At 70.1% G+C, this 23,296-nt stretch carries 22 protein-coding genes and 1 pseudogene; 13 read left to right on the plus strand and 10 right to left on the minus strand.

What is annotated here, in order from left to right:
- Positions 1–25: 25 nt before the first annotated feature.
- From LGI35_RS04460 to vdcB, 4 genes are all read right to left on the minus strand, one after another.
- Positions 26–1,726 carry a glycoside hydrolase domain-containing protein gene (locus tag LGI35_RS04460; protein WP_227292591.1) on the minus strand — a complete coding sequence of 567 codons (1,701 nt, stop codon included), beginning with the start codon at positions 1,724–1,726 and terminating at the stop codon, positions 26–28.
- Between the two features lie 368 nt (positions 1,727–2,094).
- A complete protein-coding gene (gene vdcD, locus LGI35_RS04465) occupies positions 2,095–2,334 on the minus strand; it encodes a non-oxidative vanillic acid decarboxylases subunit D (protein ID WP_264484662.1) in 240 nt (79 codons plus the stop codon).
- A 33-nt stretch (positions 2,335–2,367) separates the two neighbouring features.
- Positions 2,368–3,795, minus strand: a complete 1,428-nt coding sequence (vdcC, locus tag LGI35_RS04470) for a non-oxidative vanillic acid decarboxylases subunit C (protein ID WP_227292592.1) — start codon at positions 3,793–3,795, stop codon at positions 2,368–2,370.
- A gap of 28 nt (positions 3,796–3,823) precedes the next feature.
- The gene (vdcB, locus tag LGI35_RS04475) at positions 3,824–4,426 is read right to left on the minus strand and encodes a non-oxidative vanillic acid decarboxylases subunit B (protein WP_100596746.1); all 603 of its coding nucleotides are present in this window, start codon (positions 4,424–4,426) and stop codon (positions 3,824–3,826) included.
- Positions 4,427–4,573: 147 nt separating this feature from the next.
- Here vdcB and LGI35_RS04480 point away from each other — a divergent pair, with 147 nt between their 5' ends.
- The 12 genes and pseudogenes from LGI35_RS04480 (at position 4,574) to LGI35_RS04530 (ending at position 17,035) form a co-directional block, all read left to right on the plus strand.
- Complete coding sequence (locus LGI35_RS04480; RefSeq protein ID WP_341483344.1) at positions 4,574–5,395, plus strand: helix-turn-helix transcriptional regulator; 822 nt, start codon at positions 4,574–4,576, stop codon at positions 5,393–5,395.
- Positions 5,396–5,648: 253 nt separating this feature from the next.
- Positions 5,649–6,668 (plus strand): LacI family DNA-binding transcriptional regulator, encoded by a 1,020-nt coding sequence (locus LGI35_RS04485; RefSeq protein WP_227292594.1) that lies wholly within the window; start codon positions 5,649–5,651, stop codon positions 6,666–6,668.
- 270 nt (positions 6,669–6,938) lie between these two features.
- Positions 6,939–7,352: pseudogene (locus LGI35_RS46035) on the plus strand (ABC transporter substrate-binding protein); the annotation flags it as partial.
- A gap of 142 nt (positions 7,353–7,494) precedes the next feature.
- Complete coding sequence (locus LGI35_RS46040; RefSeq protein ID WP_264484716.1) at positions 7,495–8,109, plus strand: extracellular solute-binding protein; 615 nt, start codon at positions 7,495–7,497, stop codon at positions 8,107–8,109.
- Positions 8,106–9,050: a carbohydrate ABC transporter permease gene (locus LGI35_RS04495; RefSeq protein WP_227292595.1), complete on the plus strand. Its 945-nt coding sequence runs from the start codon at positions 8,106–8,108 to the stop codon at positions 9,048–9,050. Before LGI35_RS46040 ends, LGI35_RS04495 begins: the two co-directional genes overlap by 4 nt.
- Position 9,051: 1 nt before the next feature.
- Complete coding sequence (locus LGI35_RS04500; protein WP_227292596.1) at positions 9,052–9,900, plus strand: carbohydrate ABC transporter permease; 849 nt, start codon at positions 9,052–9,054, stop codon at positions 9,898–9,900.
- A gap of 5 nt (positions 9,901–9,905) precedes the next feature.
- Entirely contained in the window at positions 9,906–10,985 is a 1,080-nt protein-coding gene (locus tag LGI35_RS04505; protein ID WP_227292597.1) for a glycoside hydrolase family 130 protein, read from the plus strand.
- A complete protein-coding gene (locus tag LGI35_RS04510) occupies positions 10,982–12,211 on the plus strand; it encodes a Gfo/Idh/MocA family protein (protein WP_227292598.1) in 1,230 nt (409 codons plus the stop codon). Before LGI35_RS04505 ends, LGI35_RS04510 begins: the two co-directional genes overlap by 4 nt.
- Positions 12,208–13,830, plus strand: a complete 1,623-nt coding sequence (locus tag LGI35_RS04515; RefSeq protein ID WP_227292599.1) for a glycoside hydrolase family 13 protein — start codon at positions 12,208–12,210, stop codon at positions 13,828–13,830. Before LGI35_RS04510 ends, LGI35_RS04515 begins: the two co-directional genes overlap by 4 nt.
- On the plus strand, positions 13,814–15,199 hold the full coding sequence (locus LGI35_RS04520) for a phosphomannomutase/phosphoglucomutase (protein ID WP_227292600.1): 1,386 nt from the start codon (positions 13,814–13,816) through the stop codon (positions 15,197–15,199). The genes LGI35_RS04515 and LGI35_RS04520 overlap by 17 nt, the downstream gene beginning before the upstream one ends.
- 167 nt (positions 15,200–15,366) lie before the next feature.
- Positions 15,367–16,305 carry an alpha/beta hydrolase gene (locus LGI35_RS04525; protein ID WP_227292601.1) on the plus strand — a complete coding sequence of 313 codons (939 nt, stop codon included), beginning with the start codon at positions 15,367–15,369 and terminating at the stop codon, positions 16,303–16,305.
- A 10-nt stretch (positions 16,306–16,315) separates the two neighbouring features.
- On the plus strand, positions 16,316–17,035 hold the full coding sequence (locus LGI35_RS04530) for a helix-turn-helix transcriptional regulator (protein WP_227292602.1): 720 nt from the start codon (positions 16,316–16,318) through the stop codon (positions 17,033–17,035).
- 75 nt (positions 17,036–17,110) lie between these two features.
- On the opposite strand, the gene LGI35_RS04535 is transcribed toward LGI35_RS04530, so the two are convergent.
- Both LGI35_RS04535 and LGI35_RS04540 read right to left on the minus strand, forming a co-directional pair.
- Positions 17,111–17,464, minus strand: a complete 354-nt coding sequence (locus LGI35_RS04535) for a VOC family protein (protein WP_227292603.1) — start codon at positions 17,462–17,464, stop codon at positions 17,111–17,113.
- Between the two features lie 96 nt (positions 17,465–17,560).
- Positions 17,561–18,094 carry a hypothetical protein gene (locus tag LGI35_RS04540; RefSeq protein WP_227292604.1) on the minus strand — a complete coding sequence of 178 codons (534 nt, stop codon included), beginning with the start codon at positions 18,092–18,094 and terminating at the stop codon, positions 17,561–17,563.
- Between the two features lie 498 nt (positions 18,095–18,592).
- Between LGI35_RS04540 and LGI35_RS04545 the strand changes: the two genes are divergently transcribed.
- Positions 18,593–18,991: an ATP-binding protein gene (locus LGI35_RS04545; RefSeq protein WP_227292605.1), complete on the plus strand. Its 399-nt coding sequence runs from the start codon at positions 18,593–18,595 to the stop codon at positions 18,989–18,991.
- Positions 18,992–19,068: 77 nt separating this feature from the next.
- On the opposite strand, the gene LGI35_RS04550 is transcribed toward LGI35_RS04545, so the two are convergent.
- From LGI35_RS04550 to LGI35_RS04565, 4 genes are all read right to left on the minus strand, one after another.
- Positions 19,069–20,235, minus strand: coding sequence for a sensor histidine kinase (locus LGI35_RS04550; RefSeq protein ID WP_227292606.1), 1,167 nt, complete (start codon positions 20,233–20,235; stop codon positions 19,069–19,071).
- Between the two features lie 41 nt (positions 20,236–20,276).
- Positions 20,277–20,930 carry a response regulator gene (locus tag LGI35_RS04555; RefSeq protein ID WP_376568192.1) on the minus strand — a complete coding sequence of 218 codons (654 nt, stop codon included), beginning with the start codon at positions 20,928–20,930 and terminating at the stop codon, positions 20,277–20,279.
- 160 nt (positions 20,931–21,090) lie between these two features.
- A complete protein-coding gene (locus tag LGI35_RS04560) occupies positions 21,091–22,158 on the minus strand; it encodes a maleylacetate reductase (protein ID WP_227292607.1) in 1,068 nt (355 codons plus the stop codon).
- Positions 22,159–22,226: 68 nt separating this feature from the next.
- Positions 22,227–23,063 (minus strand): dioxygenase family protein, encoded by an 837-nt coding sequence (locus LGI35_RS04565; RefSeq protein ID WP_227292608.1) that lies wholly within the window; start codon positions 23,061–23,063, stop codon positions 22,227–22,229.
- Positions 23,064–23,296: the final 233 nt, after the last annotated feature.

Consider the following 23,296-nt stretch of genomic DNA (forward strand, 5'->3'; position numbering starts at 1 on the left):
CCCTTGGTTCGTCGTGGACCGGGGGTCACTTGCCGGCTTGCAGGGCCGACCAGGTCGCGTTCCCGACGATCCCGTCGGAGGTGAGGCCCTGGGCGGTCTGGTAGGCCTTGACGGCCGAGGTGGTCGCGGGACCGAAGTCGCCGTCGATGGTGAGGCTCTGCCCTCGGGCCGCGATCAGCGCCCGCTGCAGCCGCTTGACGTCGGCACCGGTGGAGCCGGACTGAAGAGTCGGCTTGGAGCCGGCCGACAGCAGCGCGGTCCACGTGTGGGAGTCCACCGTGCCGGTGACCGGGAGGGACACGGCACCCTGGAGCGACTGCACCGCGGTCGTGGTGGCCGAACCGAACACGCCGTCCACCGCGCCGTTGTAGCGTCCCTGACGCAGCAGCAGGCACTGCGCCGCGCTGACCAGTCCGCCGGAGGAGCCGGCGGAGATCGACGTGTACTGCGAGAAGTCGAGGTTCGCGGAGCAGGATCCGGCGAACGGCCCCGTGTCCACGTCCAGGTAGTCCCGGTCGATGTTGATGGTCACGCCGCCCCAGGTCTCGTCGGTGTCCCCGGAGAGCTGGTGGATGCGCTGGTGGTCGGCCCAGTACGCGTCGGGCACGTAGGGGGTGGCGTCGGTGTCGGCGGCGCCGTTCCAGCGGGCGAACCAGATGTGGTCGGGCATGGTGTACGTACCTGCCGTGTACTCCCCGGCCAGGTCGACCATTCCGGACGCGGCGGAGGAGTACACACCGGCCAGATAGCCGCCCGCGTGCAGTTCCTCGGTCCACGCGCTCAGGAACGTCATCACCGCATCGCTGCATGCGGTGTTGGTCTGGTCGTAGGCCTCCATGTCGTTGTAGAGCACGCTGCCCGCGGGCAGCCCCAGCGACGCGGCGGCCGCCATGGACTCCTGCGCCTCGCTGCGTCCCTGACCGGCGGCGGTGGACAGGGTGTACGACACCTTGTGGCTGAAGTTGTTACACGGCGCTTGGAGGCCCACGTGGATGGGGATGATGTGCCAGCCCGCCGACGTCTGCGTCTGGACCCACGACGCCGTCAGGTTCGGCTGGTCGCACGCCGCGCTGATACCGCTGATGTACACCCCGACGGCCCGGAAGGGCGAGGCGGACCATGCGGACATCTGCGAGGAGGAGGGTGCGGCGCAGGGGTCGAATCCCAGCCCTGTGTATGTGCCCGGCTGCGCCGCCACAGCTGCCGCGGCCGAGGTTGTCTCCTGACCGGAGCCGGCAGTGTCCGGTGTGGTGGCCGTCGCCTTCGCGTCGTCGTCCAGACGGGCACTGTCCAGAATGCCCTGCACGGTGCTCTCGTGAGCGCCGACGGAGGCGGTCACGAGTACTCCTGCGGCGGGTACCGCCTCACGTATGCGCCCGGGGGACTCTCTCTTCGTCCCGTCGGCAGCAGCCGTCGCGGAGCCCTTGGGCGCCACGCGCGTCGAACTGTCCATCCTCTGACGGCTCTTGGCGTCGAGAGGCTCGATGACCAACGCCTCGGTGCGGCCGACGATGCCGGGCGGGCAGGTGGCCTGCCCGGCATCGGAGGGATGACCGACATAGACCGCGTGCCGGTCGAAGCGCACGCAGGTGTCGGGGTTCGCGGCCAGGTCGACGACGGGCCAACTGACGGGCACGCGTACGTGATAGCCGCGAAACGAGACGTCCTTGGTGGCGGCCGGCGACGCGGCGGCGACCGCGGCAGATGTGCCCAGTGTCGCGAGCACGGCCAGAACGGTGGTTGCGCTGCGCAGTCGCGCACGCGAGGAACGGAGCGGTGTCATGGCACTCCAGATTCAGTCTCTGGGTTGGACAGGACTGTGCGCCTTCGACCCGGTCAGCGGACGGGGCCCAACACCGTTGGTGTGCCTGCCGTGACGGGGCAGGCGAAAGGTAGCGCGTTAATGAGTTGCGTTGCACTACCTACTACCGAACATTTTCTACGTTCCCTGCGCGAGATGGAGCGCGAGTGGGAAATCAACTACGTTCATATGAGGGGAAGTTGGGCATCATCTACCCTCGCTCCCCTGCCGGCAGCTCCACGCCGGGCCCGTTCAGGTTCGGGCGGACGCGTCCTCCGGGCGTGCCAGGTATGTCACTTGAGCAGCGGCGGCACCGCGGGCACCTCGATGGCGTTCTCGATGTCCTGCGCCGTCAGCTTGAAGCTGTCCGGGTAGGCGTCACGCCGGGTGCGGCGGGCGGGTTCGATGGTGCGCCAGGTGTAGAGGCAGCGACCGCACTGGACCACGTCCCACACGCCCGGGACGGGGGACGTGGCAAGCAGGGAGATCTCCTCAAAGGCGCAGCGAGGGCATTCAACGGGCAGGTGGTTCACGGGAGTTGTCCTTTCGACGAGGATCGGTGGGCGTCAGCCGCGGGCAGCGATGAGGCGCTGCAGGCGGGCGGCCCACTCGGCGGTCTCGGGCAGGTCCTTGGCCGGAGTGGAGAAGTTGCCGCGGACGTCCGGGGCGACCGGCGTCGTCGCATCGATGATCATCTTGCTGCTGATGCCCGCGGGCTGAGCGGCGGGCGCGAGTTCCAGGACCGACAGGTTGGGGATGACGACGACGTCGTCCTTCGGGTTGACCTTGGCGGACATCGCCCACATGACCTGCGGCAGGTTGAACGGGTCGACGTCCTCGTCGACGAGGATCACCTGGGCCACGTAGCCGAGCCCGTGCGGCGTCGTCATGGCGCGCATGCCGACGGCCTTGGCGAAGCCGCCGTACCGCTTGGCCGTGGAGATGATCACCATCAGGCCGTGCGTGTACATGGCGTTGACGGCCTGCACCTCGGGGAACTCGGCGCGCAGCTGCTTGAGCAGCGGCACGCATGTGTTGGGTCCGACGAGGTAGTCGCACTCGGTCCACGGCATGCCGAGGTAGAGGGACTCGAAGACCGGGTTCGTGCGGTACGAGACGCGGTCCACGCGGATGACGGGCATGCGGCGGCCGCCCGAGTAGTGACCGGTGAACTCGCCGAAGGGTCCCTCGATCTGGCGCTTGCGGGACTCGATGACGCCCTCGATGACGACCTCGCTCCCCCAGGGCACATCGAAGCCGGTGAGCGGCGCGGTGGCGATCGGCGCGGGCGCGCCGCGCAGGGCGCCCGCCATCTCGTACTCGCTCTGGTCGTACGCCATCGGCATCCCGGCCACGATCGCCATCACGGGGTCGTTGCCGAGGGTGATGGCGATGGGGAGGTCCTCGCCCTTCTCCTCGGCCTTGCGCAGATGCTGGGCCACGTCGTGCATGGGCACGGGCTGGAAGGCGAGCCGGTTGGTGCCGATGACCTGAATGCGGTACGTGCCGACGTTCTGCTTGCCGAAGTCGTCCGGGTCCTCCGGGTCGCGGGAGACGACGGCGGCCTTGTCGAGATAGAAACCACCGTCTCCGTCGTTGAGGCGGAAGAGGGGAAGCACCGAGAACAGGTCCACGTTCTCGCCCTCCTGGGTGTTCTCGCGCCAGGGGGCGTCCTCGCGGCGCTCGGGCGCGACGGGGAAGGCGTCCCAGCGCCGCGCGAACTCCTCCACCTGCTCCTTGACCGGCGTGTTCTTCGGCAGCCCGAGCGCGAGCGCGTGGTTGGCCCAGGAGCCGTGCACGTTCATCGCGATCCGGGCGTCGGTGAAGCCCTTGACGTTGTCGAAGTGCAGGGCGGGGGCGTTCTCGCCGATGCGGCCCGTCGCGTTGGCGGCGGCCGCGAGATCCGGCTCGGGCAGTACCTCGTCGGTGATGCGCAGCAGCTGCCCCTCCTTGTCCAAGGTGTCGAGGAAGCTGCGCAAGTCGTCGTAGGCCATGGTGAATTCCTTTACGGGGCAGGGGACTTCAGGCGGCGTCGCCGAAGGATCGGGAAGCGGCACGGGCGGCGCGCATCCCGGCCCAGCGCCGGGCGGCGGGCGCGGGCAGGTCGAACTGGTCGAGGATGCGGGCCACCACGTGGTCGACGATGTCGTCGACGGTCTGCGGGTTGTTGTAGAAGGCGGGCATGGGCGGCACCAGTTGCACACCCATGCGGGCGAGTTCGAGCATGTTCTGGAGGTGGATCTCGTTCAGCGGTGTCTCGCGCGGGACGAGGACGAGCCTGCGTCGCTCCTTGAGGACCACGTCGGCGGCCCGGGCGACGAGCCCTTCGGCGTATCCGGTCCTGATCCCGGCGAGGGTCTTCATGGAGCACGGCACAATCACCATGCCGTCGGTGCGGAACGAACCGGAGGAGATGGTGGCGCCCTGGTCCTCGGGATGGTGCGTGACGTCCGCGAGGGCGGACACCTCGGCCACGGACAGGCCCGTCTCCAGCTCGATGGTGGTGCGCGCCCAGCGGGACAGGACGAGATGCGTCTCCACACCCGGCAGCTCGCGCAGATTCTCCAGCAGACGGACACCGAACGGAGCACCCGTCGCCCCGGTCATTCCCACGACCAACCGCATAGGACCACCTCAAACACGTCGCTGACCTGTGCTTTCACGCTACGGAGCGATCTGGACGCGGCAGCGGTACCCTCGGGACCATCGATGGGGAAAAACGGACACCCTGCAAGGCGCCCCGATGTCAGGGACCTGGAGTACACCCCGGCCGTGGGCGCACCGGCCGGAGTCGAGGTGATGGAACTCGCCGACCTGCTCGAACGCTCGCGGCGCCACGGCAATGACCCGTACGCGCCCCTGCGCCCCGCCTTCCACCAGCTGATCGGCGCCCGCGAACGGCCGCTGCGCATGTGGGTCGACTTCGTCGAGCACGAGCTGAGGCCCGGGTCGTGGCTGTGGATCCGGCCGGGGCAGGTGCAGCGGTTCGGCCCCGACCTGGTGGCGGCGGACGGGGTGATCGTGCTGTTCCAGCCCGGTTTCCTGCCACCGGCGACCGTTTCGCTGGCACACATGGATCCGCCGTACGAACAGCGCCCGTCGGTCCTCGAGGGCCCGGACGCGGAAGGCGTGCGCCGGGCACTCGACCATCTCGTGTACGAGTACGGGGCGATGGCCTCGCTCCCTCTCCGGGCCCACACCGAGGTGCTGCGCGCGCTGCTGTCCGTCCTCGTGGTGCGGCTCGCGCAGGCACGCGGTCCAGCGCCGCGGCCGACCGCCGCGTCGGAGACGTTCCGTCGCTTTCACGCGGCCGTCGAGCGGGACCACGCGGTGACCCGGCGCGTCGAGGACTACGCGGCGGCGCTCGGTTACAGCCCGCGGACGCTGACCCGGGCCACGCTCGCCGCGACGGGACGTACGGCCAAGCAGTACGTCGACGACCGGGTCCTTCTGGAGGCCAAGCGCCTGTTGCGGCACAGTGGCCTCACAGCGAAGGAGGTCACCGTCCGGCTCGGGTTCACGGACGCGAGCGACTTCACGAAGTTCTTCCGGCTGCGGACGGGCATGACCCCGGGAGCGTTCCGCGGAGTGTGACCCCGCGACGGACGCGTACGCGAGGACGGTCGCCGGGACGGCTTGCGCTCCAGAGGCAGCGCGAGAGCCCGGAGGAACGACACAGATCACACCCGCCGACCCCTTGACCTCCGACGTTCAAACCGGTTTAGTCGGCGTCGTTCAGCGATTCAAACCGGTTTAAGGACTGGTTACGGACCTTCACGTTCCGTGTCGGCTGGACGGTTCGTCGCGCTCCGGCTCGTCCAAGGCCGCACCCAGGGAGTCCAGCACCATGGCACGCAAGCCCACCATCGCGGATGTCGCACAGCGTGCGGGCGTCTCGCGCGCCACCGTCTCCTTCGCGCTCAACGACCGGCCCGGCATCGCGGAGGAGACCAAGGCCAGGGTTCTCGCGGCCGCCGCCGATCTCGGCTGGACGCCGAGCCACCAGGCACGCGGTCTCTCGCTGGGCAAGGCCGGAGCCTTCGGCCTGGTCCTGGCCCGCGAGGCGGAGCAGATCGGGGCGGACCCGTTCTTCCCTGCGTTCATCGCCGGCGTCGAAGCCGTCATCGGGCAGCGTGGCGACGGGCTCATGGTGCATCTGACCACGCCCGAGCATGAGCAGCGCGTGTACGAACGCCTTGCCGCGCAGCGGCAGGTGGACGGTGTCCTCCTGACCGACCTGCGCCGCGACGACCCGCGCCCCCCGCTCATGCGCGAACTCGGTCTGCCCGCCGTCGTGGTGGGCCAGCCCGAGTGGGGCGGCGGCCTGACGGCGGTGAGCCTGGACGACGAACCCGCCTACGCCGCCGCGATCCGCCGGCTCGCGGACCTCGGACACCGGCGCATCGCCCACGTCGAGGGCCCTCAGGAACTGCGGCACGCCCACCGGCGCCGGACGGCCTGGGAGCAGACCCTGCGCACGCTCGGTCTGCCCGACGGCCCGGTGCTGCCCGGCGGCTTCAGCCCCGACGGCGGCGCCCGGGCCACGCGGGAGCTGCTCACGCTCCCCGAGCCCCCGACCGCGATCGTCTACGGCAACGACCTCGCCGCGATGGCCGGGCTCTCGGTCGCCCAGGAGCTGGGCGTCCGCGTCCCCGATCAGCTGTCGGTGGTCGGCTACGACGACGCTCCCCTGACGCGATACAGCTACCCGCCGCTCGCCTCCGCACGCGCGGACGCCCGCGGCTGGGGAGAGGCGGCGGCCCGCGCCCTGGACGCGGTGATCGCCGTCGGCAGCGCGGCGCACGTGGAGCTGCCGCCCGCCCAGTTCGTGCCCCGCGCGTCGATCGGGCCCGCGCCCCGCGGGTGACGCGGGGACCGCACCCCCGCACGCAGGGACCAAGCACCGGTCGCGCTGGCGCCGACCGGAAATTCCGCTCGGCGACGAGGCCGCGCGTGAACAGTTCGGAGATCAATCATGCTGAGGAGAACGGCGTACGCGCTGCTCGTGCTCGCACTCGCGGGCACGGCGACAGCCTGCGGCCGGTCGGCTCCGGATCCGGCCGCCGCCGCTGACGCGCGCGGTCCGATCACGGTCTGGCTTTCCAACAACGCGCAAGAGGTCCAGTGGGGCAAGGCCATGGTCGCCTCGTGGAACGCGCGCCATCCCGACCAGCACGTGACCGCGCAGCAGATCCCGGCCGGCAAGACGTCCGAGGAGGCCATCAGCGCTTCGATCATCGCGGGGACGACGGCCTGTCTCGCCTTCAACACCTCGCCCGCGGCGGTGCCGACGTTCCAGAAGCAGAACGGGCTCGTGTCCCTCAGCGACTTCCCCGACGGCGAGAAGTACATCACCGAGCGCGGCGGCGCCCTCACGAACCAGTACCGGTCGACGGACGGCAAGTTCTACCAGCTGCCCTGGAAGAGCAACCCCGTCATGATCCTCTACAACAAGAAGCTCTTCGCGAAGGCCGGTCTGGATCCGGAGCACCCGAAGCTCGCGACGTACGAGGAGTTCCTCGACACGTCGCGCAAGCTCGTGCACAGCGGCGCCGCGAAGGCGGCGATCTGGCCGTCTCCCAGCAGCGACTTCTTCCAGCCCTGGTACGACTTCTACCCGGCCTTCGCCGCGCAGAGCGGCGGCAGCGCCGCTCTACCCGGCCTTCGCCGCGCAGAGCGGCGGCAGGCAGCTGATCGAGGACGGCAAGCCGCAGTTCGACTCGTCCGCGGGCCGCCAGGTAGCGGCGTTCTGGCGCAAGCTCTACGCCGAGAAGCTGGCGCCGCAGGAGGCCTACCCGGGCGATTCGCTCAACGACGGCAAGGCTGCGATGGCCACGGTCGGCCCCTGGGCGCTCGCCGCGTACAAGAACAGCGTGGACATCGGTGTCGCGCCGGTGCCGACCGCGGACGGCGGCTCGGACAAGCACTCGTTCAGCGACGAGAAGTCCGCGGCGATGTTCAGCTCCTGCAAGAACCGGGCCACGGCCTGGGACGTGCTCAAATTCGCGAGCTCCGCCGGCCAGGACGGGAAGTTCCTCGAGACGACCGGGCAGATGCCGATGCGCGAGCACCTGACCGAGAAGTACGCCGGCTACTTCAAGGCGCACCCTACGTACAAGGCCTTCGCCGACCAGGCGGAGCGCGTCGTCGAGGTGCCCAACGTGCCGGGCTCCATCGACATCTGGCAGACCTTCCGCGACGAGTGGACGAAGTCGGTCGTCTTCGGCCGGGAGTCCACGCGGGCGGGTCTGCGCAACGCCTCGTCCGAGATCACCGACCTGCTGAACGAGTACGGGGACCCGTCATGAGCGTGAATCTCCAGTCAGCGCCCGCCGCCGTCAGGGACAGCGCTCCCGCCCGGCGGGAGGGCCCGCGCAAGGCCCGTGGCCGGTCCCGTGTCGGCGCGCTGTTCGTGTCGCCCTATGTGCTGTTCCTCGTGGTGGTCTTCGCCGTCCCGCTGGTCTACACGGTGTGGATCTCCTTCCACCGCTTCTACTTCACGGCTCCGGGCACCGACGTCGACTCGCCCTGGGTGGGCCTGTCGAACTACAAGGACGTCTTCACCGATCCCGTGGTCGGCCGGGCGTTCCTCAACATCGTGATCTTCCTGGTGATCAACGTGCCGCTCACCGTGGGCGTCTCGCTGGTCCTGGCCACGGCACTGAACGCGAAGATACGGGGCCGCGCGTTCTTCCGCGCCGCGTTCTACCTCCCGTACGTGACCGCGAGCGTCGCCCTGGTCGCGGTGTGGCAGTTCCTGTTCGGCTCGGACGGGTTCGTCAACCACCTGCTGGGCTCGCACGCTCCCGACCCGTCGTGGCTCGTGAACTCGCATCTCGCGATGCCGATGATCGCCGTCTTCGTGACCTGGAAGCAGCTCGGCTTCTTCGTGATGCTGTACCTGGCTTCGCTGCAGAACGTCGGCAAGGAGCTGTACGAGGCGTCCGCCATGGACGGCGCGGGCCGCGTGCGGCAGTTCTTCTCGGTGACCGTGCCCGGGGTGCGCCCGGCGACGACGCTCGTCGTGATCTACGCGATCATCACCGGCGCCAACCTGTTCAGCGAGCCCTATCTGCTGACCGGGGGCGGCGGTCCCGACCACGCCTCCACCTCGCCGGTACTGCTGATGTACCAGAAGGGCATCGAGCAGGGGCACCCCGACTTCGCGGCCGCGCTCGGCGTCGTCCTGGTCGCGTTCGTCATGGTCGTCTCGCTCGCCGCCCGCAAGCTCACCGAGAGGGGCAACTGACATGAGTGACACCCCGGAGAACCGCCACCGCGGCGGGAGCGCGGTCCGCTACATCCTGCTGTCGCTCGGTGCGGTCGCCTTCCTGTTCCCCTTCTACTACATGGTCGTCGGCTCGCTGCGCGGGACGACGGTCGGTGACCTGTCCGCCGCGGTCCCGTCCGGCCTGACCGGCGCCAACTACACGGCCGTCAACGGCGCGATCTCGCTGGGCCGTTCCCTGCTCAACTCGGGGATCATGACCATCGGCGTCCTGGTCTGCACGCTCGTCTTCGGCGTACTCGCCGGATACGCGCTCGCCCAGCTGCGCTTCCGCGGCAAAGCCGCGGTCTTCGCCGCGCTGCTCCTCGTACAGATGATCCCGTTCCAGCTGCTCACGCTGCCGCTGTACGTGCTCGTCGTCCGCGACTACGGGCTCGGCGACAACTACCTCGGCATGATCCTGCCGTTCGCGATCAACTCGACGGCCGTGTTCCTCTTCCGCCAGTTCTTCTCCCAGCTGCCGCAGTCCCTCTTCGAGGCGGCGCGGATCGACGGGGCGAGCGAGCTGCGGATCCTGTGGCAGATCGCGCTGCCGATGGCACGTCCGGCGGTGCTGACCGCGCTGCTGCTGACGTTCATCGGGCCGTGGAACGAGTTCCTGTGGCCGTTCCTGGTCACCAAGAACGCCGACATGCAGCCGCTGGCCGTCTCACTGGCCAGCTTCCTCTCCAACCTTCAGGGCACGGTCGCCAACCCGGCCGGTGCCCTGCTGGCCGGCGCATGCGTGCTGGCCGTCCCCGCCGTGGCCCTGTTCCTCCTGTTCCAGCGCCACTTCACCTCTACCGACATCGACTCCGGAGTAAAGGGCTGATCGCCATGAGCAACACCACCGTCGCCACCGACATCCCCTACCGCATGGTGCGCAAGGGCGTGGTCATGTCCCCCCTGGCCGGTGAGGCGAACGAGGTCGAGGGCGTCCTGAACCCCGCCTCCGGCCGCACCCCGGACGGCACGCTGCACCTGCTGCCGCGCCTGGTCGCCGAGGGCAACGTCTCCCGCGTCGGCCTCGCCGAGCTCACCTTCGACGAGACGGGCGTGCCCAGCGCCGTCGAGCGCCGTGGCGTCGTCCTCTCCCCCGACGAGGGCTGGGAGCGCGGCAAGAACAACGCCGGCGTCGAGGACCCCCGCATCACCTGGGTCCCCTCGCTCGGCAAGCACGTCATGTCGTACGTGGCCTACGGCCCGCTCGGTCCGAAGCCGGCGCTCGCCGTCTCCGAGAACCTCACCGACTGGACCCGCCTCGGGCCGATCCAGTTCCAGTACCAGGCCGACCTGGACACCGACCTCAACCTCTTCCCGAACAAGGACGTCGTCCACTTCCCCGAGCCCGTCCCGGGCCCGGACGGCGAGATGGCGTACGCGATGCTGCACCGCCCGATGTGGGACCTGGGCTGGTTCCGTCCGGGCGAGGGCGTGCACCTGCCCGCCGGTGTCACCGACGAGCGTCCCGGCATCTGGATCTCGTACGTGCCGGTCGCCGAGGTCGAGGCCGACATCCGCGCCCTGACCCGCCCGCGCGACCACCGTCTGCTGGCCCTGTCCGAGTTCCCGTGGGAGTCGCTGAAGATCGGCGGCGGCCCGGCCCCCATCCGCGTGCCCGAGGGCTGGCTGCTCATCCACCACGGTGTCTCCGGCTCCATCGAGGACCCGTGGGCGCAGAACCAGAAGGTGTCGTACGCCGCCGGCGCGATGATCCTCGACCCTGCCGACCCGTCGAAGGTGCTCGCGCGCTCCGACAAGCCGCTCATGGCCCCGGAGACCGAGGAGGAGATCTCGGGCACCGTCCCGAACGTCGTCTTCCCGACGGCGATCGAGGAGATCGACGGCCGGCTCTACGTCTTCTACGGCATGGCCGACGCGCACATCGGCGTCGCCCTCCTGGAGCGCACGGCATGACCGGCGGCGCCCTCGCACCCCTCGGAGTCGGCCTGGTCGGCTGCGGCGGTTTCGCCGAGTTCGTCCTGGACGCCGTCGCGGGCCTGCCAGGCCTGCGCCTCGCGGCCGTCGCCGACCCCTCGCGCGCACGCGCCGAGCGGCTCGGCGCGCGGCACGGCGTCCCGGCGCTCGCCTCCCTCGACGAGCTCCTCGAACGGGACGACGTGGCGGCCGTGCTGATCGCCACGCCGCCGGCCACCCACGCCGCGATGGCCATCACCGCGCTGCGTGCGGGGCGCCATGTCTTCTGCGAGAAGCCTCTCGCCACCACGGCCGAGGACGCCTCGGCGGTCGCCCACGAGGCCCGGCTCGCCGGGCGCGTCCTGGTCGTGGACCACGTGCTGCGCTACAACCCGCTGCTGCGGGCCGTGCGGCACCTCACCGAGCGAGGGCTGCTCGCGCCCCCGCGCCGGTTCCTGTTCGAGAACGACGCCTCCGACGAAGACCTGGACCCCGGCCACTGGTTCTGGGACCCGGCGCACAGCGGCGGCATCTTCGTCGAGCACGGCGTCCACTTCTTCGACGCCGCCCGCGCACTCCTGGGCTCGGACCCGCTCACCGTGAGGGCGACCGCCGTGGCCCGGCCGGGAGGCCCGGTCGACATGGTCAGCGCCGACGTCGTCCACCCCGGCGGCGCCCTCGCCTCCCACCTGCACTCCTTCACGCACGCCCACCGCGCCGAACGTCAACTCATGCGTCTGGACCACGGGTTCGCCGAAACGCGGGTCAGCGGCTGGATCCCTGTGCGGGCGGAGATCTCGGCGTGGACCGACGAGGCGGGCGCCCGCCGCTGGGAGCAACTACCGGAGGAATTGAGCGAGTTGCTGTCCGTCGACGGCTTCCGGCCGCACGGCGAGGAGCGGATCACCGTCCGCGTCGAGCGGGACGCCGGCCCCGCCACCCCGGCCCGCGGGCGCGGCGAGCAGCGCACGGTCCCGCACCACGTCACCGCCGTGCTCGACCTGGGCGGCGAGGCCCGCAAACCGTACGTGTACGCACAGAGCGTGCGCGCCGCGATGGCCGACCTGACCCGGGCTGTCCGTGAGGGCACGCCGCCGGTCGCGGACGCCGTCAGCGGATTCGCGGCGGTCGCCGTGGCCGAGGCGGCCACCCTCGCCGCCTCGACCGGCACCGAACAGCGTGTCCCCTCCCCCGACCTGGCCGTCTCCGAGGGAGCCTCCGCATGAGCTGGTGGCAGGACATGGTCTGCTACGAGGTGTATCCGCGCGCCTTCGCCGACTCGGACGGCGACGGGATCGGCGACCTGCCGGGCCTGACCGCACGCCTTGAGCACATCAAGGATCTGGGCGCGGACGCCGTGTGGTGCACCCCGTTCTACCCGTCACCGCTGGCCGACGGCGGCTACGACATCGCGGACCACACCGGTGTGGCCGCGGATCTGGGGACAGACAACGACGCCACCCAACTGACCGCGCGCGCACATGAGTTGGGCCTCAAATTCATCATCGACCTGGTGCCGAACCACACCTCCGACCAGCACCCCTGGTTCCAGGAGGCGCTGGCCGCGGGGCCCGGTTCGGCGGAGCGGGAGATGTACCTGTTCCGGCCCGGCCGGGGCGCGGACGGCGAACTGCCGCCCAACGACTGGCAGTCGGCGTTCGGCGGCCCCGCCTGGACCCAGGTGGCGGACGGCGAGTGGTACTGCCACCTCCACGCCGCCGAGCAGCCCGACCTCAACTGGCGCAATCCCAAGGTGCAGGGTGCCTTCACCGAGGTACTGCGGTACTGGCTCGACCGTGGCGTGGACGGCTTCCGCGTGGACGTCGCCCACGCCCTGTTCAAGGCGGAAGGGCTGCCCGACGCGGGCCCCGGCCAGCACACCGACCCCCTGCGCAACCACCTGATGCCGTACTACGACCAGGAGGAGCTGCACCCGCTCTACCGCGAATGGCGGGCCCTGCTCGACACTCATCCCGCACCCGCCGGTGCGGTGTCACCCCTGGACCGGGTGATGGTCGCCGAGTCCGCCGTCTTCGACCCGGCCCGCCTCAGCCGCTACATCCGGCCCGACGAGATGCACCAGGCCTTCAACTTCGCCTTCCTGGAAGCACCTTGGGAGACGGCGGAGCTGCGCCGGGTCGTCGACGGCTCCTTCTCCGTGCCGGGCAGCGCCGTCACCTGGCTGCTCTCCAGCCACGACGCGGTCCGCCCGGTCACCCGGTACGGCTCCGTGGCGCGCGCCCGTGCGGCCGCCCTGCTGATGCTGGCCCTGCCCGGCTCCGCGTACCTCTTTCAGGGCGAGGAACTGGGACTGCCGCAGGTCGACGTGCCCATCGACCGCATCCTCGACCCGCTGTGGGAACGCTCGGGCCACACGGAGCGCGGCCGCGACGGCGCACGTGTGCCGCTGCCATGGACCGGTGAGCACGCACCGTACGGATTCAGCACCGTGGCGCCCGACCGCACCTGGCTGCCACAGCCGGAGGACTGGTCGGGCCTGACGGTCGCCGCACAGCGGCGGGACCCCGACTCGACGCTCGCCCTGTACCGGGCGGCCCTGCGCCTTCGCCGCGCCCATCCGGCACCGGACCCGGCGGCCCCGCCGACCTGGCTGTCCTCACCCGACGCCCCTTACCTCGCCTTCCGCCGCGGCGCGCTGGTCTGCGTCGTGAACCTGGGCGCCGAACCCCTGCGACTCGCCCCCCTTGGCCTGCCCGGCCGGCCGACGCTCGGCAGCGGACCGCTCGACGGCGACACGTTGCCGCCCGACACCGCGCTGTGGCCCCTCGACCCGACCGCCCCCGCCCATCTCGCCGAAAGCGACACCGATGACACGCGCGACTGACGCGACGCACCGCACCGACCTGTCCGGACTCGTCAAGGCGTACGACGTGCGCGGCGTGGTCCCCGACCAATGGGACGAAACGACGGCGGAGCTCTTCGGCGCCGCGTTCGTCCAGGTCACCGGCGCGGACGCGATCGTGACGGGCCATGACATGCGCCCCTCGTCCCCCGGCCTCGCCCGCGCCTTCGCCCGCGGCGCGACCACGCAGGGCGCCGACGTCACCGAGATCGGCCTCTGCTCCACGGACCAGCTGTACTACGCCTCCGGCTCCTTCGGCCTCCCCGGCGCGATGTTCACGGCCTCGCACAACCCGGCCCGGTACAACGGCATCAAGCTGTGCCGCGCCGGCGCCGAACCGGTCGGCCAGGACACGGGCCTCGCCGAGATCCGCACATTGGTCGAAGAGTGGACGGACAACGGCGCCCCGGCGAGGGCCGACCGAACGGGCGCCGTCACCACCAGGGACACCCTCGCCGACTACGCGACGTATCTGCGCTCCCTCGTGGACCTGTCGGCGATCCGCCCGCTCAAGGTCGTGGTCGACGCGGGCAACGGCATGGGCGGACACACCGTGCCGACGGTCCTCTCCGGTCTGCCGCTGGACGTCGTCCCGATGTACTTCGAGCTGGACGGCACGTTCCCGAACCACGAGGCCAATCCGCTGGACCCCGCCAACATCGTCGACCTGCAGGCACGCGTACGCGCCGAGGGCGCCGACATCGGCCTCGCCTTCGACGGCGACGCGGACCGCTGCTTCGTCGTCGACGAGCACGGCGACCCCGTCTCGCCCTCCGCGGTCACCGCGCTCGTCGCCTCACGCGAACTTGCGCGGCACCCCGGGGCCACCGTCATCCACAACCTCATCACCTCCCACGCGGTGCCGGAGGTGATCCGCGAAGCGGGCGGCACACCGGTCCGCACCCGCGTCGGCCACTCCTTCATCAAGCGGGAAATGGCCCGCGCCGGCGCCGTCTTCGGCGGCGAGCACTCCGCCCACTACTACTTCCGCGACTTCTGGAACGCCGACACCGGCATGCTCGCGGCCCTCCACGTCCTCGCCTCCCTGGGCACACAGAGCGCCCCGCTGTCCGACCTGACCAGCGGCTTCGAGCGCTACGCCGCCTCCGGCGAGATCAACTCCACCGTCGACGACCCGAGCGCGCGCACCATGGCGGTGCGGGCGGCGTGGAACACGCACCCGGACGTGACGCTCGACGACCTCGACGGCCTGACCGTCAGCGGAACCGACTGGTGGTTCAACGTCCGCCCCTCGAACACAGAGCCGCTGCTGCGACTCAACGTGGAAGCCCCGACGCAGTCGGCGATGTGCGCCCTGCGAGACGAGGTACTGGCGACGATCCGCGCCTGACTCCGGATCAGGTCGTAGGAGTGAATGACTGCGACTGGGGCCGATGCGTCGGTCAGCCTTTGATCAGTAGGGATGGGTGAACGGTGGGTAGGGCGACCGGCCTGTGACCCAGTTCACCAGGAAACGGTGACATGGGGTTGTCGCGGTCTGCTGCGACGGTCGTCGGCATGACGACCACAGATGAGGACTGCCTCGCCGAGACCCTGGCCTTCAACGAGCAGTTCGAGGCCGCTGCCGCGAGCCGCCCGTCCCGCGGGCGAACGCCCGACGCTGCCATGCTGGAAACCCTGCGGCGCAATCGGCTCGGCGGCGACGCGCCTGCGGTGAGGCTGCCGCAGGGGCAGGACCATGTCGTTGCGGGCGGGGTGAGAGTTCGGACGTTCGTGCCCGACCACGTCGATGGCGTATACCTGCACATCCACGGAGGAGGCTGGGCGTTCGGCTCAGCGGGCGGCCAGGACGAGAGGCTGTGGCAGCTGGCCGAGCAGGCGCGGCTGGCCGTCGTGAGCGTGGAGTACCGCCTTGCCCCCGAACACCCCTTTCCCGCAGGGCCCGACGACTGCGAAGCCGCTGCACGGTGGCTGGTGGACCACGCCGCAGCCGAGTTCGGTAGCGGGCGATTGCTGATCGGCGGCGAATCGGCCGGCGCCCACCTGAGTGTCATGACACTGCTGCGCCTGCGCGACCGGCACCACATCACCGGCGCATTCCGGGCCGCCCACCTGCTCTTCGGCCCCTACGACCTGTCGATGACACCAAGCCAGCGGTCGTTTGGCCCCCGACCCCTGCTGAGCAACTCCGAAACAATTCGGGGCAGTTACGAGTTGTTCACACCGGGGATGGAAACGGAGCAACGCCGCGACCCACAGATCTCGCCCCTGTTCGCAGATCTGGCCGGTCTGCCACCCGCCCGGATCGTGGTCGGCACCGAGGATCCGCTGCTGGACGACTCACTGTTTCTTGCCGCGCGCTGGCAGGCGGCCGGGGCCGCCGTGGAACTCGGTGTCGTCGCCGGCGCGATGCACGGCTTCACCCTCTTCCCCCTGACCATCACCGAACGGGAACTGCGCCGCCAGCGGGACTTCCTGACCACAGCGGGACGGTAGCGTCGACGTCATGAACCGCACTGCACGGCTCTACGCACTGGTGGAAGAGCTCCGCGCGGCGGCGCCCAGGCCGCTGACGGTCGCCGCGCTCGCCGCACGGTTCGAGACGAGCACACGCACCGTGCAGCGCGACCTTCAGGTCCTGATGCAGACCGGCGTCCCCGTACGGGCCATACCCGGGCGCGGCGGCGGCTGGTCGATCGACCCGCAGATGACTCTTCCCCCGATCCGGTTCACCACCGCCGAGGCCGCGGCTCTGGCCGTGGCCCTTGCCTCAGCCGACGCCACCGCCCCCTACGCGGGCGCGGCCCGCGCGGCAGCCCAGAAGATCGCCGCGACCATGACCGGCCCCACCTCGACGGCAGCCCAGGAACTCGCCGCACGCATCGTCACACTCCCGGCCCCCACCGACACCACGGTCCGCACCGCCGTCGAACAAGCCCTCACCACCAACACGGTGCTGCAGCTGACCTATACCGACGCCGCCGGACACAAAAGTCTCCGCGCAGTCGAACCCGCCGGACTGCTCACCGCCAGCGGCCACTGGTACCTCATCGGTTGGTGCCGCACCCGGCAAGCCGGCCGAGGCTTCCGACTCGACCGCATCACAGCCGCCACCTCAACCGGCGAGCAAGCACAACCCCATGACCTGACCGAACTACTCCGCGGGTCCACCGCGGCCCATGCGATACAACCCAGCGCCCTCGCCCCGCTCACTCCCCCACCATGAAGGAACCCGAGCCCTCCGGATCGAGGTCAGGACACCCTGGTCCACCCCTGTGTCACCAGCTGCGCGAAGACGTGATCAGGCCGGCTGCCACAGCTCGACCCGATTGCCCTCAGGATCGGTGACCCAGCCGAATCGACCGACACCCTCCATGTCCTGCGTTCCCTCGGCCACGTCCGCGCCCTTGGCGCGCAATTGCGCGAGCATCGCATCCAGGTCGCGCACCCGGAAGTTGAGCATGGTCTGCTGAGTGCGGGACCCGAAGTAGTCGGTCCCCGACTCGAACGCCGCGAACACCGTGGGCCCGGCTCCCTGACGCCACAGGCCGTGCTCATCGGCGTCCAGGCCCAGACAGTCGCGATACCAAGCGCTCAGGGCCGCCGGGTCGCCGGCCCGCAAGAAATACCCACCGATACCAAGCACACGTTCCATGCCGCCATCTTGCCAGGACGGGCGATCGGGCGGGCAGGCACCACACCATCGCCCGCTGCACCTCTGGATGGGACCTACCCCTGGTTCCCAGGGTGCCTACCCGGCGTTGTGCACGACCTGCGCCAACTCCCCGGCGGACTCCGGGGTGAGACGGTAGAACCCCTGGAGGCCGATCGAGCGCTCGAGTCGGCCGTCCACCACGTGTTTCAGATTCCGGGTCCGCCCTCGGCGGTTGCGCCAGGTGAGCACCGTCAGAAGTTCGCCGGGGATCGGTGTATCGAAGCGGACGGGCGTCGCGTCCACGTGCACCGCCGAGGCACCACAGCCGCCCGCCCCAAGCGCAGACCAGTCTCCGTGCCCGGGGAACGCCGGGTCCTGCCACGTCACGGGTGCAGTGCCGCAGCAGGCCCTCCGCTCCATGTCGAGCACCTTCAATCGGCTCACCACGAACACCTCCCCGCGATGGACATGCACCGCGAACACCTCGTCCCCGGCACGGGCAGCCGACCAGGAAGGGAGGGAGGTATGGATGCCGCTGAATGCGACCGGCGGCCGCTCACCCACGCGGTCGGCCTTGCGCAGGGCACGGCACGTGTCATGGGTCCAGAGCACGGTGAAGGCGTCAGGCATGCGGTGATCCTACGAACGGGGACGGACAACCCCCTGCGGACGGCGCACTGCGCCGCCGAATCTGCGGGCGCAGCGCTCAGCGACGCCGGCTGGACACTCTCCTCCTCACCCATCACGCAGAGGGCGACGGCTCGGTACCCGTCACGGAGATCGCTCCTTCTCTTTCAAAATCGACGGTCCCTTCAGTCGTAGCGCCAAGGGAAGATCTCCACCGAATTCGAGCCCATCAGGGTCGCATCATGGATATGCGGCGCGACACCGTCCCACCCCTCCGAAAAAACATGGTGTCGCGTCGCATTTCGCTGCCGACTGCTCGCTTCCGGGCGCGGCCCTCCCCGTACGCAGCGGTCGACCCATGACGATCGTCACTCGGTCCGGTGACGTCCGGGACATGGGAGTGCGGAGAAAAGGCATACGGATTCGGCCCTTTTTCAGGGTCACCCTGGATTACGTAGGCAGGGGCTTGCATTCGCCGGAAAATAGACAAACGGAGATCCCATGCACGCATCCAGCGGCATCGCCATTCTGTACCGACATCCTCGCGCAGCCGCCGAGGCCCGAACCGCGCTGCACGAGATAGCACCCACCGGTTCCTCCGGGGCGGACACGGCAGCCCTCCTGCTGACCGAGGTGGTCTCGAACGCCGTCCGCCATGGCAAGGGAACGGCGATCAGGGTAGCTGTCGGCTTCGACCCCTCCGCCGACGTGATCACTGGTGCTGTCTTCGACAGGGAACCCGGGATGACCTCGGGCGACCGGGCCGGCCTCGCCGACGAAGACCAGGACATGGAGTCCGGACGCGGGCTCGACCTCCTGGACGCCGCCTCACAGGCGTGGGGCGTCGCGACGGCGGGAGACCGCGGCAAGTGGGTGTGGTTCCAGGTCCCCGCGACATGACCCCCAGGGCCGCCCTCGCCACACTCCTGGCGAGGCGGGACGACGGTTGCAACGGAGCAACGGCCGCATCGGAGCCGTCACATGGTGTCGGGCGGGGCGATGGGCAGGTGGAGTTCCACCCGGAATCCCTCGCCCTCAGGGCCGGCGGTCAGTTCCCCTCCGAGCAAGGACGCACGTTCGTCAAGGCCGAGCAGGCCGTTGCCGCCGCTGGGGAGTTCGTCGGCGGGCGGCCCGGAAGCCGGACCGTTGGTCACCGTGAGGTCCACCGTGTCAGGACCGCACCTCAATTCGATCCCGACCTCCGCTCCCGGAGCGTACTTGGCCGCATTGGTGAGCGACTCCTGAAGAGTCCGGTAGAGGGTCTGCTGCACCAGCGTGGGCAGCGACCCCGGCTCCCCCTCCATGCTGAGGTCAGCGTGCAGCCCGGCCCGTCGGGCGCTGCGCACCAGGTCGTCGAGGTCGCCGGCGTCCACCTGCGGAGCGCGCGGTGTGGACCGACCCGCACGGTCGGGGGTGAGCACTCCGAGAATCGCGCGCAACTCCTCAAGGGCACGACGCCCCTCGTACCGGATCTGTTCCGCGTCGTCCGCGACTTCGCGGTTCGCCGACCCGGCTCCTACGCGCAGCGCTGCGGCCAGCAGCACGATGTGCCCGACCCGGTGGGCCACCACGTCGTGCATGTCCCGGGCGATACGGCTCCGTTCGTTGACCCGCGCCTGCTCGACCAGCAGCACGTGCTCGCGCTCCCTCGTGGCGAGCTCGGCCTGCGCGGCCACGGCCAGGTCGCGGCGGAGGGCGACGGCGTAGCCGACGACCAGCGGCCCGACGACCAGCGCCAGCGAGTACGCGGCTCCCCGGAAGTCCCACGCTCCACCGAGCCACAGGGCTCCTGCGTCCGACAGACAACCCAGGCCGGCGAACCAGGCGAGCAGCCTCCATCGGTTCGGGTACGTGGATCCCACTGTGTACAACGCGACGGCAAGGGCCGTGGGGGTGAAGAGAAGGAGGTGGCACAGTACGACGAGCCACCCGATCACGACGGTCCGCTTGTGTCTCCACCACAGCAGGAGTCCGACGGCGCCGGAGAGCAATGCGACCGTCACGGTGGGAGCCCCCGTGAGAAGGCCGTTCGAGGGCTTGACCCAGCTGTTTCCGAACCCCACGACCGCGGCGACTGCCGCCACCGTCGCGTCCGTCCGCCGCAAGGACGACGGCGTCGCATCCTGCCACACGGACCTGGGCACGGGGCCCTGCTCCCTCCGCGCCGCCCGCCCGGACGTGCTGTTCAGCGCTCCATTCCCGCCCGGTACGCCAGGCGGGCCGCCTGGACCCGGTTGTCCGCCCCGATCTTCGACAGGATGCGGCTCACCTGGTTCTTCACGGTTCCTTCGCTGGCGTGGAGTTCCTTGCCGATGTCCGCATTGGACATGCCCCGTCCGATGAGGCCGAGGATCTCCCGCTCCCGCGCGGTCAACGAGTCGAGGGCCCGCTGTTCCCGAGTCGTCAGCCGGACTGCGTGCTGGGCGAGCTGCTCCATGACGCGCCCTGTGACCGAGGGGTCGAGGGTCGACTTGCCGGCGGCCACAAGACGCACCGACCGCAGCAACTCCTCGGGGGGCGTGTCCTTGAGCAGAAATCCGCTGGCTCCCGCGCTCACCGCCTCATCCACGTACTCGTCTTCCGCGAACATGGTGAGAATGAGAACCCGGGGCGGATCCGGGAGCGCCTGAAGCTCGCGGGTGGCGGCGATGCCGTCCATGCCCGGCATCCGAATGTCGAGAAGCGCCACATCAGGGCGGAGGCGGCGCGCCGCGTCGACGGCGCTGCGTCCGTCCCACGCCTGGTCCACCACGTGGATGTCGTCCGCGGAGGAAAGAATGTCGCTCAGTCCCCGGCGGACGATCTCGCTGTCGTCGGCGACCAGGACATGGATCACCATGGGCGACCACCTCTCACGCTCAGCGCTCCGCCAGCCACGGGCCAAGTCGATAATGCCGACAGACTAGCTCATTTCGGAATTTCTTCATCGAAGTGCCCTATTCGATTCGGGGGTCGGGAACTCCCGGTCGCTCAGGGGCGCCTGTGTGTCTTGACCAAGGTCACTCGCCCACTGTCGCCGGATCCGCGCCCTTCCATGCCGCGCGCAGCAACCCTCGTAGGGCGTCGGCTGTGACCGGACGCGGATTGTCCGCCGGCGCCGCCTCCAGGATCGCCGGCACCGCGTCGTCGATGTCCGGCTCGGTGAGGCCGTAGTCCCGCAATGCCGTCGGTGCGTCCACGGCCCGGCGCAACCGCCGCAGCCCTTCGAGCGCCGAGCCCGTGCCGAAGGCCTCCGCGATCCTGCGCTCGGCGTGCGGTGCGGCGGGGGCGTTGAAGGCGAGCACGTACGGCAGGACGACGGCGTGTGTCTGGGCGTGTGGCAGGGCATAGCGGCCGCCGAGTACATGGCAGATCTTGTGGTGCAGGCCCGACCCCGCCGACGAGAACGCGACCGCTGACAGGTACGCCCCGTACAGCAGTTGCTCGCGGCCCTCGATGCAGGAGGGGTCGGTGACGATTGCGGGCAGTCCGGCGGCGAGCGCTCTGATACCTTCCCCGGCCAGCGTCCGGTCGACCGGGTCGGCGCGCGGGGCCCACATCGAATCGACGCAGTGGGCCAGGGCGTTGAGGCCGGATGCGACACTCATCGGCGCGGGAAGGGTGAGGGTGAGGGTCGCGTCGTAGACGATCGCGCGCGGCAGCACGCGGGCGTCGACGCCCGTCGTCTTGCGGCCGCCCTCGGTGAGTCCCCACACGCTGGTCGCTTCCGACCCCGCGTACGTGGTGGGTACGGCCACGATCGGCAGCCCGGTCGTGAGCGCGACGGCCTTGGCCAGGCCGGTCGTCGAGCCGCCTCCGACACAGACCAGCACGTCCGCATCGTGCCGGGCCGCTGCCTCCCGGGCCCGTTCGGCTGTGGCGAGCGGGACGTGCATCGCCACGTCGTCGTGGTGCACGACCACCGGGACGTCGGCGGTGACGGACTTGGCCCGTTCGGCTTCGCGTGACGTCGCGATGACCATCACGCGGGTGCCGCTGAGCTGTTCGACCTCGGTGCGCACGGCCGCGCGTGCGTCGCCGGGGGCGAAGTGGACGCGCTGCGGCAGCGTCTCGTGCTCGAATCGCATGGGTCGTTCCCCTTCTGGTTCCGATTCCTGCTCCGCATCCCGCTTCGATTCCTGCTCCGACGGTCGCGTCACGCGCGCCGCAATACGATGTCGAAGCGGACGCGGGTCCAGCTCAGGTGGGTGAGGGCACGGCCGTCGGGAGTGGGGGTGCCGGGTGCCTGCCGGTCGAACCTCTTGACGAGGGAGTCCTTGACGCCGAACACCGCGTCCTGCGCGAGGAGTTGGTCGCCTTCGACGAAGATGTGAGTGACCACTGCGCGGTGGCCGGGGGCGGTCGCCTTGAAGTGCAGATGGGACGCGCGGAGGGGGGAGCGTCCGGTCTTCTCCAGGAGCTCACCGACCGGCCCGTCGTGCGGGATCGAGTACGGGGTGGGGGTGAGTCCCCAGAACGCGTAACGCCCCTGGTCATCGGTGAAGAGATGGCCGCGGCCCGCTGTGCGGTCCGGCCCGTACTGCACGTCGTAGAGGCCGTCCTCGTCGGCTTCCCATACGTCGAGTCGGGCTCGCGCGACCGGTTTTCCGTCGGTGTCGGTGACGGTGCCCTCGACCCAGCAGGGCTCTCCCGGGGCTCCGCCCGCCAGGTCGCCGCCGACGGGGATCTCCGGGGCGCCGTCCACGAAGAACGGGCCGACCACCGTCGCCTCGGTCGCGCTCCCGGCGGCCTCGTGGTTGACGTTGATGGTCTGCATGGAGGCCCCGAGCACGTCGGACAGGAGCACGAACTCCTGACGCCGGTCGGTGGTGATGCGCCCGGCCGCGGTGAGGAAGTCGACGGCCTGCTGCCATTCGGCCTCCGTCAGCCGCACGTCACGGATGAAGCCGTGCAGGTGCCGGACCAGTGACTCCATCAGCTCCTTGAGACGCCGGTCCGGCGTGTCACGGAACGACGCCAGGACTGTATCCATCAACTCGTCCGCTACCTGGCACTGTTGCTCCGGCACGACGGTGCGGTCTTCGGAACCGCCTTGGGCCTGGTCTTGGGGCCCGGCCGTGGGAGGGCAGTCGGAATGACCAACGGTGTGATGTCCTGAGGGATCTACTGCGTTCTGCGGCGCGGACATGGAGCGGCTCCTCCTGCTCGTCGGCGTTGTCGCCGTTCACACGGTGGCAGACCGCTCGGCTTCGTAGCCGTGGATCC

Origin of the sequence: Streptomyces longhuiensis, assembly GCF_020616555.1 — a bacterium.
Lineage (GTDB): Bacteria > Actinomycetota > Actinomycetes > Streptomycetales > Streptomycetaceae > Streptomyces > Streptomyces longhuiensis.

Bases quoted from the DNA above. Each gene is read 5' to 3' on its own strand.
- vdcC (WP_227292592.1), bottom strand. From the start codon at position 3,795: ATGGCCTACGACGACTTGCGCAGCTTCCTCGACACCTTGGACAAGGAG.
- vdcB (WP_100596746.1), bottom strand. From the start codon at position 4,426: ATGCGGTTGGTCGTGGGAATGACCGGGGCGACGGGTGCTCCGTTCGGT.
- LGI35_RS04485 (WP_227292594.1), top strand. From the start codon at position 5,649: ATGGCACGCAAGCCCACCATCGCGGATGTCGCACAGCGTGCGGGCGTC.
- LGI35_RS04495 (WP_227292595.1), top strand. From the start codon at position 8,106: ATGAGCGTGAATCTCCAGTCAGCGCCCGCCGCCGTCAGGGACAGCGCT.
- LGI35_RS04500 (WP_227292596.1), top strand. From the start codon at position 9,052: ATGAGTGACACCCCGGAGAACCGCCACCGCGGCGGGAGCGCGGTCCGC.
- LGI35_RS04505 (WP_227292597.1), top strand. From the start codon at position 9,906: ATGAGCAACACCACCGTCGCCACCGACATCCCCTACCGCATGGTGCGC.
- LGI35_RS04510 (WP_227292598.1), top strand. From the start codon at position 10,982: ATGACCGGCGGCGCCCTCGCACCCCTCGGAGTCGGCCTGGTCGGCTGC.
- LGI35_RS04515 (WP_227292599.1), top strand. From the start codon at position 12,208: ATGAGCTGGTGGCAGGACATGGTCTGCTACGAGGTGTATCCGCGCGCC.
- LGI35_RS04520 (WP_227292600.1), top strand. From the start codon at position 13,814: ATGACACGCGCGACTGACGCGACGCACCGCACCGACCTGTCCGGACTC.
- LGI35_RS04525 (WP_227292601.1), top strand. From the start codon at position 15,367: ATGACGACCACAGATGAGGACTGCCTCGCCGAGACCCTGGCCTTCAAC.
- LGI35_RS04530 (WP_227292602.1), top strand. From the start codon at position 16,316: ATGAACCGCACTGCACGGCTCTACGCACTGGTGGAAGAGCTCCGCGCG.
- LGI35_RS04535 (WP_227292603.1), bottom strand. From the start codon at position 17,464: ATGGAACGTGTGCTTGGTATCGGTGGGTATTTCTTGCGGGCCGGCGAC.
- LGI35_RS04540 (WP_227292604.1), bottom strand. From the start codon at position 18,094: ATGCCTGACGCCTTCACCGTGCTCTGGACCCATGACACGTGCCGTGCC.
- LGI35_RS04545 (WP_227292605.1), top strand. From the start codon at position 18,593: ATGCACGCATCCAGCGGCATCGCCATTCTGTACCGACATCCTCGCGCA.
- LGI35_RS04555 (WP_376568192.1), bottom strand. From the start codon at position 20,930: ATGGTGATCCATGTCCTGGTCGCCGACGACAGCGAGATCGTCCGCCGG.
- LGI35_RS04560 (WP_227292607.1), bottom strand. From the start codon at position 22,158: ATGCGATTCGAGCACGAGACGCTGCCGCAGCGCGTCCACTTCGCCCCC.
- LGI35_RS04565 (WP_227292608.1), bottom strand. From the start codon at position 23,063: ATGGATACAGTCCTGGCGTCGTTCCGTGACACGCCGGACCGGCGTCTC.